The 14122-nt window shown below is 59.3% G+C and carries 9 protein-coding genes; 4 read left to right on the top strand and 5 right to left on the bottom strand.

All coding sequences use genetic code 11. The features are described 5' to 3' along the window. Positions 1 to 86 precede the first annotated feature (86 nt). Positions 87 to 1748, bottom strand: a complete 1662-nt coding sequence (locus I9H09_RS15195) for a bifunctional protein-serine/threonine kinase/phosphatase (protein WP_122311423.1) — start codon at positions 1746 to 1748, stop codon at positions 87 to 89. Positions 1749 to 1755: 7 nt separating this feature from the next. Further along, positions 1756 to 2967 carry a nitrate/nitrite transporter gene (locus tag I9H09_RS15190; protein WP_005897494.1) on the bottom strand — a complete coding sequence of 404 codons (1212 nt, stop codon included), beginning with the start codon at positions 2965 to 2967 and terminating at the stop codon, positions 1756 to 1758. A gap of 923 nt (positions 2968 to 3890) precedes the next feature. Between I9H09_RS15190 and I9H09_RS15185 the strand changes: the two genes are divergently transcribed. Next, entirely contained in the window at positions 3891 to 5138 is a 1248-nt protein-coding gene (locus I9H09_RS15185) for a glycoside hydrolase family 68 protein (protein WP_236502411.1), read from the top strand. A gap of 52 nt (positions 5139 to 5190) precedes the next feature. Here the strand turns inward: I9H09_RS15185 and I9H09_RS15180 are convergent, their stop codons facing one another. Together I9H09_RS15180 and I9H09_RS15175 are read right to left on the bottom strand one after the other, a co-directional pair. Then, positions 5191 to 5766, bottom strand: a complete 576-nt coding sequence (locus tag I9H09_RS15180) for an ANTAR domain-containing response regulator (RefSeq protein WP_005886558.1) — start codon at positions 5764 to 5766, stop codon at positions 5191 to 5193. Between the two features lie 13 nt (positions 5767 to 5779). Further along, positions 5780 to 6991 carry a CmpA/NrtA family ABC transporter substrate-binding protein gene (locus tag I9H09_RS15175; RefSeq protein WP_053932297.1) on the bottom strand — a complete coding sequence of 404 codons (1212 nt, stop codon included), beginning with the start codon at positions 6989 to 6991 and terminating at the stop codon, positions 5780 to 5782. A gap of 244 nt (positions 6992 to 7235) precedes the next feature. On the opposite strand from I9H09_RS15175, the gene I9H09_RS15170 reads away from it, so the two are divergent. After that, on the top strand, positions 7236 to 8267 hold the full coding sequence (locus I9H09_RS15170) for a quinone-dependent dihydroorotate dehydrogenase (protein WP_053932298.1): 1032 nt from the start codon (positions 7236 to 7238) through the stop codon (positions 8265 to 8267). Positions 8268 to 8420: 153 nt separating this feature from the next. Here the strand turns inward: I9H09_RS15170 and rmf are convergent, their stop codons facing one another. Continuing rightward, on the bottom strand, positions 8421 to 8636 hold the full coding sequence (rmf, locus tag I9H09_RS15165) for a ribosome modulation factor (RefSeq protein WP_002553055.1): 216 nt from the start codon (positions 8634 to 8636) through the stop codon (positions 8421 to 8423). Between the two features lie 588 nt (positions 8637 to 9224). Here rmf and rlmKL point away from each other — a divergent pair. Both rlmKL and I9H09_RS15155 read left to right on the top strand, forming a co-directional pair. Next, positions 9225 to 11477, top strand: coding sequence for a bifunctional 23S rRNA (guanine(2069)-N(7))-methyltransferase RlmK/23S rRNA (guanine(2445)-N(2))-methyltransferase RlmL (gene rlmKL, locus I9H09_RS15160; RefSeq protein WP_024691680.1), 2253 nt, complete (start codon positions 9225 to 9227; stop codon positions 11475 to 11477). Between the two features lie 211 nt (positions 11478 to 11688). Further along, entirely contained in the window at positions 11689 to 14079 is a 2391-nt protein-coding gene (locus I9H09_RS15155; RefSeq protein ID WP_122347261.1) for a sensor domain-containing diguanylate cyclase, read from the top strand. Positions 14080 to 14122 lie beyond the last annotated feature (43 nt).

The following is a 14122-nucleotide window of genomic DNA, read 5'->3' as shown; positions in this document are numbered from 1 at the left end:
CCGAGCGTGACAGGTATTTCTTGCACTGGGTTGAAGCGCGTTGCACAGAAGCAGGGCGGCTTCTGGATCAAGGCACCTTATTCAATTCAAGGATGGTGCATGAGCCAGATGGCTGCGAGCAGATTGACCAGCAGCGAAACTAGCGCCAGCGTCCGCCAGACCTTCAGCGGTTCGCGTTCGAGCAATGGGCGTGGACGCGCCACGACCGGGCGATGTTCCGCCTGCTCCAGTTCCAGCAGCCATTGCTCGGAGGTTTCATAGCGCTGATCCGGGTCGGCTTGCAGCGCCTTGTCGAGGCTCTGGCTCAGCCATTGCGGCAGATCGGGCCGGTAGCGAGCGGCGGGAATCGGCAGGCCGAAGCGTCGATGCTGAAACGCTTCGATCTCGCCGTAGGGATAGTGGCCTGTCAGCAGGTAATACAAGGTGACGCCGACGGCATACAGATCCTGCCGCGGGTCGGGTTCTGCGCCATTGAACGCTTCTGGCGCGATGTAGCTCGGCGTGCCAGGCAGATCTTCGGCGCTGGCAGCTGAAAGGCCGGGGCAGAATGCCAGGCCGAAATCCAGCAGGCGCAATTCACCGTCGTCACTCAACAACAGGTTTTCCGGTTTGATGTCGCGATGAATGATATTGCGCCGGTGCAGCAGGCCGGTGGCCCGCAACAGCCGGGTCGCCAGACCTTGCCATTGGGCCAGCGGCACAGGACCGCTGGCGGCAAACACCTCGGCCAGCGTGCGCCCGCAGTGCTCGCGCATCACGTAATACAGATGCTGGCGCTCTGCAAGCGGGTGAAGTTCGGGAAAGAAGCGTCCTGCAACCCGGCGCAGGAACCACTCTTCAAGCAACAGGCCCTGACCGGCGCCGGTTTCGTCGTGCCGGCTGGCGGGCAGGGTTTTCAGCAGCCAGGGCTGGTCATGAATGTCGTGTACACGATACAGCAACGATTGGCGGGACTGCGCCACTACGCTGGCAACGCTCCAGCCTTCAAACAGCTGGCCAGGCTTGAGCACGGGCGGCAGCGGCCACTGTTGCAACTGCAGCAACGCATCGCCAAGGTCATCTTCGCCCAGGCTGTCGACCTGAATCAGCAGTGCGCTGGCATTGTCCTGACTACCTGCCAGGTGTGCCGCACTGACCAGAGTCTTCACAGCTGCATCGAGGTCTTCCTGCTCGCCAAGAATCGAGCGGATGCTGGCATCGCCGAGTGTCGCCCAGACGCCATCGCTGACCAGCAACAGACGTTCGCCTTCGCACAGTTCGCCGTCGAGATAATCCATCACCACATACTGATCCAGGCCGAGCGCGCGCTTGAGCACGTGCTGCATGTCGGGCTGCTCCCAGACATGATCTTCACTGATGCGCTTGAGCGACCCCGCGTGCCAGCGATAGGCCCGGCAGTCACCGACGTGGGCGAGGGTGAAGCGTCGCCCGCGCAGCACCAGGGCGCTAAGCGTCGTCATCAGGCTATTGGCCAGCAACCAGCGATTCTGCGCCAGCAGCAGGCGATCAAGCGATTGGGCCACGCCCCAGGTTTCGGGTGTCGAGTAATAGTCGAGTGCCAGCGCCTGTAGCGTCGACTGGGCGGCCAGCGCACCATCGGCGCATTGGCTGACGCCGTCGGCGAGGGCAAACAGATAGCCCTTGCTGGCCGCCAGCGCCGCAACCGGAGTGACCAAGCGCAGGGCGTCCTGATTCTCCGCTCGCGGACCGCTGGCGCTGAACTCGGCACACCTCAGTTGCAGCGTCATTGGCAGTTCAGACCCGAGCTGCTGTCACGGCAGCCGAACCCCAGGTGGTTCTCCAGCGACGCTTGACGTTCATCAGGCCAAACCAGGCCAGCACTGCCAGGCCCGCAAACAGCCACAGCCCCAGTTGGTAATCACCGGTGTTCTGTTTGATGGTGCCCAGGCCGGCAGCCAGCAGGAAACCGCCAATACCGCCGGCCATGCCTATCAGGCCGGTCATCACGCCGATTTCCTTGCGAAAGCGCTGGGGCACCAGTTGAAAGACAGCGCCGTTACCGGCGCCCAGGCCAAGCATAGCCGCGACGAACAACGCCAGTGCTGCCCACGAACTTGGCAGGTTGAAACCGACTGCCGCAATGCCGATGGCAGCCACTGCATACATGACGGTCAGTGTGCGGATCCCGCCAAAGCGATCGGCCAGCGCGCCACCCAGCGGGCGCATCAGACTGCCACCGAACACGCAGGCGGCGGTGTAGTACCCGGCGGTAATCGGGCTCAGTCCGTATTGGTCGTTGAAGTAGCCGGGCAGGGCGCTGGCCAGGCCAATGAACCCCCCGAACGTGACGCTGTAGAAGAACATGAACCACCAGCTGTCACGGTCGCCCAGCGCCTTGAGGTAGTCCGCCATGGACTTCGGCTTGCTGCGCTCCGGCGCGTTGCGTGCCATCAGGGTGAATGCGATGAGGGTCAGCACCAACGGGATCAACGCCAGACCGAACACATTTCCCCAGCCGAAACTGGCGGCCAGTACCGGCGCAATCAGCGCGGCCAGCACGGTGCCCGAGTTGCCTGCGCCTGCGATGCCCATTGCCTTGCCTTGATGTTGTGCCGGATACCATTGCGACGCCAAGGGCAACGCGACGGCGAACGAGGCGCCAGCCATGCCAAGGAACAGGCCCAGCAAAAGCACCTGGCCATAGGTATGAATGCCCAATTGCCAAGCCGCGAACAGAGCGCCGATGACAATCACCTGTCCGATGATGCCAGCTGTCTTGGGCGATAACTGGTCGGCCAGCAGGCCCATGAAGAAACGCAGCACGGCGCCTGCCAGAATCGGCGTGGCCACCATCAGGCCGCGTTGCTGAGTGGTCAACTGCAGGTCAGTGGCAATTTGTACCGCCAGCGGGCCGAGCAAGTACCAGACCATGAAGCTCAGGTCGAAATACAGAAAGGCTGCGAACAGGGTCGGTTTGTGGCCGGCCTTCCAGAAGTTTGTATCCATGTGTGCACCTCATCATCTGCCAGCGGGTCAGTCGGGTCATGGCCACGACACGTTTTTTCCAGACGTTGTGGTGGAGTGTTCCGGTTTACGGCGACTCCACCGGCCCCTTCGCCGGGGCCAAAACGCAAAAGACGTCGCCCCTCAGTCCACCGGAGCGGAAAGAGATGAGCGACGTCTTTGTCGTAAGCGTGATAGCCGCCGTTGGCTATCGGTGCGATAGACATAGCAATAGGCGGGCCAATGCGCTTGCAACCGGCTCGGCGTCACGCGGTGTAAGGGGTTGAATCATTTCAATAGCTGCGACAGACCTGCCCAAATGACCTTGAATCGAGCGATGGCCGGCCAGCACGCTGCAAAAAAGGGCGTGTCGCCGAGTCAGGGTTTTTGTGGTTAGTGCAGGTCGATATCCTTGAATTGATCCCGGCTGGAGAGTGGGGTCCTTGTAGGGTGTATTAAAGTTCAACAGATTCGGTATCTATTTAGTGTGCCACTATTTAAAACAATAAGTGCTGTCATTGTGATGCTGTTTCGATGCCTTTGTATGATGCGGTTAATAGAGGTGATCAACAAATGTGAAGATTTATTAATTCACTGTCGGATCACGGTATACATTAATAACGTCTCAAATATTTAATTTACTTTGTGCGTTATCTCTGACAGCATCCGTTCTGCCGCTGATGAAACGGCTCATCCGTAACAGATGATTGTACTCTTCACCGCGACAGTCTTTACTTTCGGGCCGTCGTTCAATGTCGATAAATGCTTACTTTGAAAAAAGTAATCGGATACTCGCGCTTTATCTCGGCTTTTCCTTGTTAACGAACTGAAAGGCCGATGTCAGATGCACCCCGGCAGTGCCCATGTACGTCGGGATGTCCTCTTCTTCGCGCTTCATTACAGGCGCCAATAAAGGATACATCATCATGAGTGACATCAATTACGCACCTACTGTCTGGTCCCGCGCCGATGCGCTGAAGGTCAATGAAAATGACCCGACCACCACGCAGCCACTGGTCAGCCCGGACTTTCCGGTCATGAGTGATACGGTATTTATCTGGGATACCATGCCGCTGCGAGAGCTCGACGGCACGGTGGTTTCGGTCAACGGCTGGTCAGTGATCATCACCCTGACGGCGGACCGCCATCCTGACGACCCTCAGTACCTGGGGCCCGACGGTCGCTATGACATCAAGCGCGACTGGGAAGATCGACATGGCCGCGCACGCATGTGCTACTGGTACTCGCGTACTGGCAAGGACTGGATCTTTGGTGGCCGTGTAATGGCCGAGGGTGTATCGCCTACAACACGAGAGTGGGCGGGCACACCCATACTGTTGAATGACAAGGGCGATATTGATCTTTATTACACCTGCGTCACGCCTGGCGCAGCGATTGCCAAAGTTCGCGGTCGTATTGTTACCTCTGATAAAGGCGTGGAGTTGAAAGACTTTACCGACGTCAAGATTCTTTTCGACGCCGACGGCACGTATTATCAAACCGAAGCGCAGAACTCGACCTGGAACTTTCGCGACCCCAGTCCGTTTATTGATCCCAATGACGGCAAGTTGTACATGGTGTTCGAAGGCAATGTCGCCGGTGAACGCGGTTCGCATACAGTAGGGGTTGCCGAACTTGGCCCTGTGCCACCAGGTCATGAAGATGTGGGGGGTGCCAGATTCCAGGTGGGCTGTATCGGTCTGGCGGTCGCAAAGGATCTCAGTGGTGAAGAGTGGGAACTACTTCCACCGTTGGTAACAGCGGTCGGCGTAAACGATCAGACCGAACGTCCGCATTACGTGTTTCAAGACGGCAAGTATTACTTGTTCACCATCAGCCACAAGTTCACGTATGCCGACGGTGTTACAGGGCCAGACGGGGTGTACGGTTTTGTCGGCGAACATTTGTTCGGTCCTTACCGGCCAATGAACGCTTCTGGCCTGGTGCTTGGCAATCCGCCCGAGCAGCCTTTCCAGACGTATTCGCACTGCGTCATGCCAAACGGTCTGGTAACTTCTTTCATCGACAGCGTGCCCACCGAAGGCGAGGATTATCGTATCGGCGGGACCGAAGCGCCGACGGTGAGAATCCTCTTGAAAGGGGATCGCTCGTTCGTGCAGGAAGAATATGACTACGGTTATATTCCTGCGATGAAGGATGTGACGCTGAGCTGATCGCCAGCCTTGCCAACCGGAAAGGCCTGCCCACGCAGGCCTTTCTACGTTTCTATCCCAACAGCTCGCTCATCGCAATAATCTGCTCGGCTACCTGAATCAGCTTCTGCTGGCGACTCATCGCCTGGCGCCGCATCAGTGTGTAGGCCTCTTCTTCGTTGCACGCCTTCATTTTCATCAGCATTCCCTTGGCCAGTTCGATGCGCTTGCGCTCGGCCAACTGCTGATCTCGTGCGTGCAACTGCGCACGCAGCGCCTGATCGCTCTCGAAGCGGGCCATGGCCACCTCCAGGATCGGCTGCAGTCGTTGGGCCTGAATGCCCTCGACAATGTAGGCGCTCACGCCAGACTTGATCGCCTGACGCATCACGCCCGGATCATGCTCGTCGGTGAACATCACGATGGGGCGCGGCTGGTCGCGGCTGACCAGCACGACCTGTTCCATCACATCGCGTCCGGGGGATTCGGTGTCGATCAGGATGACGTCCGGGCGCACGGCTTCGACCCGGGCGGGCAGGTCGATGATCAGTCCAGACTCGTCGATCACTTCAAATCCGGCCTCGGTCAGCGCCGACCGGAGACGCCCGACTTTTTTGGCGGTGTCGTTGATAAGCAGGATACGCAGCATGATCAGGTCTCCTTCAACGGCTGAAAGCGGCGGGCGCGGTATCGGCCAGCGAGTGAAGTTTGAAGCTGCGTGCGTATCCAGCCGGATCGCTGCCGTCCCAGACCTTGCCGTCGATCAACTGACTGCTGCGCAGGCTCGTCGTCGGGACGCTTATGCTCAAGGCTTCGGCTGCCTGACGATAAAGCTTCAGTTGCTGAACACGACTGGCGACCGCCAGGTAATCAGGGTCTTCGCGCAATAACCCCCAGCGTCGGAACTGAGTCATGAACCACATGCCGTCTGACAGCCACGGATAGTTGACCTGCCCTTGATCATGAAAACTGACCGCATGAGGGTCCTGCCACTGGTTGCCGAGGCCGTCGCTGTACTGACCGAGCAGTCGCGGCTCGATGCAGTCCAGCGAAGTGTCCAGGTAATCCGCACCGCTCAGCAGCTGTGCGGTGCTGCGCCGGTTGTGATCGCTTTGCTCGATAAAGCGGCTGGCCTCCAGCACGGCCATGATCAGCGCCCTGGCGGTGTTGGGGTTCTGCTCGACGAACTCACGGGTGCAGCCCAGCACTTTGCCAGGGTGATCCGGCCAGATCGCCTGGCTGGTGGCCATGGTAAAGCCCAGTTGCTGATGCACGGCGCTGGCCCCCCAAGGCTCGCCGACACAAAAGCCGTCGATGCGCCCGGCCTGCAGGTGCTGGGCCATTTGCGTGGGCGGCACCACCACGCTGTTCACATCATCGAGCGGGTGGATGCCCTGGCTGGCGAGCCAGTAATACAGCCACATCGCATGGTTGCCAGTGGGAAAGGTCTGGGCGAACGTCAGTCGTGAACCGCTTTGGTGCGCGCGCTTGTCGAGTGCTTCGGGAGTGATCACCCCGGCTTGTTGCAGCTCGCGGGACAAATTGATGCATTGGCCATTCTGGTTGAGACCCATCAGGATGGCCATTTCAGTCGCCGGGCCACCGCTGATTCCTAGCTCCACCGCGTAGATCAGGCCGTAAAGGCTGTGTGCTGCCTGGAGTTGCCCGCTGACCAGTCTGTCGCGTAACGCGGACCAGGAGGTCTGCCGCTTCAGGTTCAGGCTCAGCCCGTAAGGCTGGGCGAAACCCTGAGTCGCAGCGACCACCAGCGGGGCGCAATCGGTCAGCGCCATGAAACCTACGTCCAGGCTGTTCATTTCCGGGGCGTCGCTGCCGCCTACCCAGTCCAGGGCGTTGCCGGTTCGTTCAGTCATGCCGCGTACTTCATAAAGATTCATCCAGAAAAAAGGCGTCGTTCTGCCCGATGCCAGTGCAAGGGGCGGAAGCGACGCCGTTGTCCATGCACCACTCCGTCGTTGGAATGAATGCCGATTACCGTTTAAAGCAAGGCATATGCCATCGTCAGCCGACAGGAAGTTTAACGTGCGCTCGCCTGAGCTGCCTGCACACGTCTATAATCGCCACCCTGAATTCAGCTGCTCACGAGCCTATCCCGCCATGTATAACCTGGCCCGCCAGTTACTGTTCAAACTTTCCCCGGAAACCTCCCACGACCTGTCGCTTGACCTGATCGGCGCAGGCGGTCGGCTGGGCCTGAACGGCCTGCTGAGCAAGTCGCCTGCAAAGCTGCCGGTTAACGTGATGGGCCTGGAGTTTCCCAACCCTGTAGGGCTGGCGGCCGGGCTGGACAAGAACGGCGCTGCCATCGATGGTTTTGCGCAACTGGGTTTCGGGTTTGTCGAGATCGGCACCGTGACGCCACGTCCCCAGCCAGGCAATCCCAAGCCGCGTGTTTTCCGGCTGCCGCACGCCGAGGCCATCATCAACCGGATGGGCTTCAACAATCTTGGCGTCGACAACCTGGTGTCCAGGGTCAAGGCGGCCAGGTACAGCGGCATTCTGGGCATCAATATCGGCAAGAATGCCGATACGCCGGTCGAACGGGCAGTGGACGATTACCTGATCTGCCTGGACAAGGTCTACGCACACGCCAGTTACGTCACGGTCAACGTAAGCTCGCCGAACACACCGGGTTTGCGCAGCCTGCAATTCGGTGACTCGCTCAAGCAATTGCTCCAGGCCTTGAGCCTGCGTCAGGGTGAGCTCACTCAGTTGCACGGCAAGCGTGTACCGCTGGCCATCAAGATCGCCCCTGACATGACCGATGAAGAAACCGTGCTGGTGGCCGCTGCGCTGATCGAGTCGGGTATGGATGCGGTGATTGCCACCAACACCACGCTCAGTCGCAAGGGCGTTGAAGGCTTGCCGCACGGCGACGAGGCGGGTGGGCTGTCGGGTGCGCCGGTGCTGGAAAAAAGCACCCATATCGTCAAGGTACTGGCCGGCGAGTTGGCGGGGCGCATGCCGATCATTGCTGCGGGCGGCATCACCGAGGGCAGGCATGCAGCCGAGAAGATTGCGGCGGGCGCCAGCCTTGTGCAGATCTACTCCGGTTTTATCTACAAGGGCCCGGCACTGATTCGTCAGTCGGTGGATGCCATTGCGGCCATGCCACCCAAGACAGACTGATTAGCAGGATGTGGTTCGACGGTCAAAAAAAGGGGCTCTTCGAAAGAGCCCCTGGGCCTCGGCCCGCCGCCCGGGTCGGGCGTGCATGGTGCAGGTGTGAATCAGTCAGTCATGTTGATAGCCCGATGGAGGCCTGACAGTCTTTGTGTCGCCTCATCCGACCGCGTGAAGTTCGTTGAGTCTGTGGATGCCCGCAGTGCCGGTCATACCGTCCCAGTTGTCGCCGCGTCCTTCGCGCCAGCCATTGATCCATGCCTGGCGTACTGACGGTAGAGTAAAAGGGCAAAGCTCACGGGATTTGCCATGAACGCCGTATTGATATCCGCGTAAAAATGCTCTTTCCAACGGATCACGCTTAAGTCTTCTCATAGGGTAATGCCCTCGTCTGTTGACTGTAATATCCCTGAGACCCCGTGATGAGGTCGGGCAGAATCTTCTGCCGTTGGTGCCCGCTGCCGGCGTGGCGGGCCTTGATGCCATCACCGTTGCAGTGATGACCTGTGGTGATTTCTAACCAAACCACAGGGCGGTGTGAATGATCGTTTTGTCATAAGCACGTCACATTCAGGTCTGTCGAGCAATAAGCAGCGACGAACCGTTCGTGCGACTTTTGGCCAATCCCTGTCGAATCGGGCACTTGAGCACGTATTGAGATCGCTTATCAGCCGCAGGTAATGGCGGTATGCCTTATGTAATTAAGCGACGAAGGGTCGTCAACCCGCCGTAGAAATGTGACTTTTCAAATTGGTGTTATCCAGACGCAGCTTTTCATTGGCGACGTCGTCGGCCCTGATATCTGTTTTAATACGCCCGAAACTGCCGCAATGAGATGACACAATCATGCGGTGGACCGGCACACATAACGTGCCACGCAGGCGCTCTCCACGAAAGACGCCTGTTCAAATCTGGCAGGGCAATGCGTTGCCCGCCGCTGACGGCTCAGGCCCTGGAATACACATGTCGGATCGCTACGAACTGTTCCTCACTTGCCCCAAAGGCCTTGAAGGTCTGCTTGCCGAGGAAGCCACTGCACTGGGCCTTCAAGAGACCCGCGAGCACACTTCAGCCATTCGCGGCTCCGCCGATATGGAGACCGCTTACAGGCTGTGTCTCTGGTCGCGCCTGGCCAACCGCGTGTTGCTGGTGCTCAAGCGCTTCCCGATGAAGGACGCCGAAGACCTTTACCACGGCGTGCTGGATGTCGAGTGGCATGACCATCTCGAGTCGGAAGGCACCATCGCGGTGGAATTCAGCGGGCATGGCTCGGGCATCGACAACACCCATTTTGGTGCATTGAAGGTCAAGGACGCGATCGTCGACAAACTGCGCACGCCTGATGGCGAGCGTCCGTCGGTGGACAAGATCAACCCGGACTTGCGGGTACACCTGCGCCTTGATCGTGGTGAGGCGATTTTGTCGCTCGACCTTTCCGGTCACAGCCTGCACCAGCGCGGCTATCGTCTGCAGCAGGGTGCTGCGCCGCTCAAGGAAAACCTTGCTGCCGCGATTCTGATCAGGGCCGGCTGGCCGCGCATTGCCGCCGAGGGTGGCGCGCTGGCTGACCCCATGTGCGGTGTAGGTACCTTTCTGGTCGAGGCCGGCATGATTGCCGCCGACATTGCCCCCAACATCAAGCGCGAGCGCTGGGGGTTTTCTGCGTGGCTCGGCCACGTGCCTGCGCTGTGGCGCAAGCTGCACGACGAAGCCCTGGCGCGTGCCGAAGCAGGGCTGGCCAAAACCCCTTCGTGGATTCGTGGCTACGAGGCTGATCCACGTCTGATCCAGCCGGGCCGCAACAACATCGAGCGCGCCGGGCTGAGTGACTGGATCAAGGTTTACCAGGGTGAAGTGGCGACCTTCGAGCCGCGTCCGGATCAGAACCAGAAAGGCCTGGTGATCTGCAACCCTCCTTACGGCGAGCGTCTGGGTGACGAAGCCAGCCTGCTGTATCTCTATCAAAACCTGGGCGAACGCCTGCGTCAGGCCTGTCTCAATTGGGAAGCTGCGGTGTTCACCGGTGCGCCTGATCTGGGCAAGCGAATGGGCATTCGCAGCCATAAACAGTATTCGTTCTGGAACGGCGCCTTGCCGTGCAAGTTGTTGCTGATCAAGGTAACCCCCGATCAGTTTGTCACCGGCGAGCGTCGCACTCCCGAGCAGCGTCAGGTCGAGCGCGATAACCCGGTCGAAGTCGAAGAAGTTGAAAGAAAACTCAACAAGAACGGCAATCCGATCAAGCCAGAGCCGGTGGTCGTCGAGCAGGCGCGCCTGAGCGAAGGCGGGCAGATGTTCGCCAATCGCCTGCAGAAGAATCTCAAGCTGATGGGCAAGTGGGTGCGCCGCGAGGGTATCGACTGCTATCGAGTGTACGACGCCGACATGCCTGAGTACTCACTGGCGATCGACCTGTATCACGACTGGGTTCACGTTCAGGAATACGCTGCGCCCAAGACGATCGATCCGGAAAAGGCTTCCGCCCGGTTGTTCGATGCGCTGGCTGCTATTCCGCAGGCGCTGAACATCGACAAGAGTCGCGTGGTGATCAAGCGTCGCGAGCGCCAGAGCGGCACAAAGCAGTACGAACGCCAGAGTGCCCAAGGCCAGTTTCTGGAAGTCAGCGAAGGCGGTGTCAAGCTGCTGGTCAACCTGACCGACTACCTGGACACCGGGCTGTTTCTCGATCACCGCCCGATGCGCATGCGCATCCAGCGTGAGGCTTTCGGCAAGCGCTTCCTCAACTTGTTTGCCTACACCGCGACGGCAAGCGTCCATGCTGCCAAGGGCGGCGCGCGCAGCACCACCAGTGTCGACCTGTCGCGTACCTACCTTGACTGGGCTCGTCGCAATCTGTCGCTCAACGGGTTTTCCGACAAGAACCGTCTGGAGCAGGGTGATGTGATGGCCTGGCTACAGGCCAATCGAGACGAGTACGACCTGATCTTCATTGACCCCCCGACGTTCTCGAACTCCAAGCGCATGGAAGGGATCTTTGATGTGCAGCGCGATCAGGTCGAGCTGATCGACTTGGCAATGGCACGCCTGGCACCCGGTGGCGTGTTGTATTTCTCCAATAACTTTCGCAAGTTCGTGCTTGATGAAAATCTCGCCCAGCGTTACTCGGTCGAGGACATCACCGCACAGACCATCGACCCTGACTTTGCCCGTAACGGCAAGATTCATCGCGCCTGGAAAATAATGGCGCACGCCTGAGATCAAGCGCAATGAGCTGGTCTGTAGCATTCATACAGGCCTGCTCATCGCCCTGAGAGGGATTGCACTCGGGAAAACAGGCGAGTTGCGGGCCAGCATGGACACCCAACTGAAATAATCACTGGCCCTATGAAAATTATCGGCGAGTGGCTATAACTGAAGTCATAGCCAGCTTGACGCTTCAGTTCGTTGGCGTCATGAGTTTCTGCCGATGACAGTGAAACGTTTCAGGCTCAGAGTATTGAGTTTCATCAGTGGCCAGCTGTCGCCCTGGCTTGTGGCTGTTCTGGCTTTTCTGGTCGGTGGGGCGCTCACCGTCATGTTGGCGGTGGCTGATAATGCGTTGTATCAACGGCAGTTGCGTCAGCGTTTCGACATGCTGGCGGCCGAACGCTTCAGTCGTCTCCAGGAGCGCCTCGACCGACAGGTCACGCGGCTTGATACCCTCAGTCGCTTCTTCATTTTCTCTCGGCAGGTCGAACCGTCAGAGTTTGATGGCTTCGTTGCACCTTTGCTGCTTGGAACCCAGGCGTATGCCTGGAACCCCAAAGTCAGCCGGACCGAGCGGGCTGCTTTTGAAGCACAGGCACGCAAGGAGGGTTTGACCGACTACGCCATACGCGAACTCGACGAGAACGGCGCGCTGAAGATAGCCGATGTACGGGACGAGTATTTCCCTGTGCGGTTCATCCAGACCCTTGGTAAGGTGCCGCCGCCGCTGGGTCTGGATATTGCGTCCGAGCCGGTACGCCATAGTGCTATCGAGCGTGCACGCCTGCTCAAGCATATTGTCGCAACGCCGCGCATCCGTCTGCTGGCCCTCGACCCGTCCGATATCTACGGTATTTTGCTCGTGGCACCGGTTTTTTCGGTGTCCTCGCCGTCTTCCGAGCTGAAAGGTTATGTCACCGCAATCATCAGTCTGGCGCAGTTGATGAATGTGGGCACTGTGGAGCAGGACAACCTTTCGGTGACCATGCAGGACCTGAGCTCACCGGCAAAGCCCGAGCAGGTCTACCAATCGCCGGTTGCCGCAATAAACAATCAGCTTTACGCCAGCAGCTTGCTGAGCCTGGGCGACAGGGATTACCTGGTCGAGGTACGGCCGACGCAGATTTTCAGCCAGAGTAATCAGATCGTGATGCCGGGTCGGGTGATGTGGCTGGGTGGGCTCCTGAGTCTGATGCTCAGCGCCTTGCTGTACAGCCTGATCAGTCAGCGTCAGCGGGCTTTGCAGCGCGTCGCTCAGCGCACTCGCGAGCTACGCCAGCGCGAACTGCAGTTGCGGGCCGCCCACGGTCAGTTGCGCAACGTGCTCGACGCTGCGACCGAAGTGGCCATCATCGCCACCGATCTGGATGGCCTGATCAACACTTTCAACGTTGGCGCGCAGAAGATGCTGGGTTACGCGCAAGAGGACGTGCTCGGCAAATTTCGTCTGATGGACCTTTATCAGTCCGCTGAGCTGGAGTTGCGGGCGGGCAGCCTGAGCAGGGAACTGGGCCGGCCGGTCAGCGCCTCCCAACTGATGTTTCTCGATGCCGTGCAAGAGGGCAGCCACCCGTCGCAGGAATGGACCCTGCAGCGCAGTGATGGCAGCACTCTGGTCGTGGACATGCTGGTCACGGCCGTGCGTGACGATCAGGGGCTATGGACGGGCTATCTGGCCGTGTGCCTCGACGTCACGGAGCACAAACGCGTCAACGAAGCCCTGGCCGAGCAGGGGGAGCTGCTGAAGAAGCTGGGGTCTCAAGTGCCTGGCGGTATTTACCAGTACCATCTGGGCGTCGATGGCAGTGCTCACTTCAGGTATGCCAGCGCAGGCATGAGCGAATTGTTCGAAGTCGACGAAGCACAGCTGCTGGAGGATTCCGATGCGGTCCTGCGGCGCATTCATCCAACGGATCTGGTGCGGGTCAAAAGTTCGATCCTTGCCAGTGCAAGGCACCTGACGGCGTGGAGCGAAGAGTATCGCGTCGAGCTGCCCAGCAAGGGCCAGCGCTGGCTGCGCGCGGCGTCTACACCCGAGCGGCTGGCCGACGGCAGTGTGTTGTGGCACGGATTTGTGTCAGACATCACCGACCTCAAGCGAGTCGAACAGGAGCTGCGCGAGCTGTCGGTCACCGACGTACTGACTGGCGCCTACAACCGGCGTTATTTTCAGGACCGGATGCAGGCTGAGCTGAAAAGGGTCGATCGGCACGGCGGTCATTTGTCGATCATCATGCTCGACATCGACCATTTCAAGCGCATCAATGACCGCTTCGGGCATGCCGCAGGGGATCAGGTACTCAAGGCTATCTCGGAAAAGATCAGTCACCGCCTGCGCAGCGATGACGTGTTCTGTCGCCTGGGCGGCGAGGAATTCATGGTGGTGTGCCCCGGCACCCGAGGCGCACAGGCTTACCAACTGGCCCTGAGCCTGCGTGAAGAGTTGCGTAATCAAGTGATCGAAGACGTCGATCATGTTGTTACGGCCAGTTTCGGGATTGCCAGCTTGCGTGCAGGTGAGGGGATCGACGCGATGTTGCTGCGTGCCGATTCGGGCGTCTATGCCGCCAAACAGGCTGGTCGGGACCACGTCGAACCCGAGCAGCCGTGATCCGGTGCATCCACACAGCGCGCTGATGTGAAACAGCAAGGCC

It is taken from the genome of Pseudomonas tremae (assembly GCF_023278125.1).
Classification (GTDB): Bacteria; Pseudomonadota; Gammaproteobacteria; order Pseudomonadales; family Pseudomonadaceae; genus Aquipseudomonas; species Aquipseudomonas tremae.
Note: the sequence above shows the minus strand (reverse complement) of the source record. Positions and strands in the feature narration are given on the sequence as shown.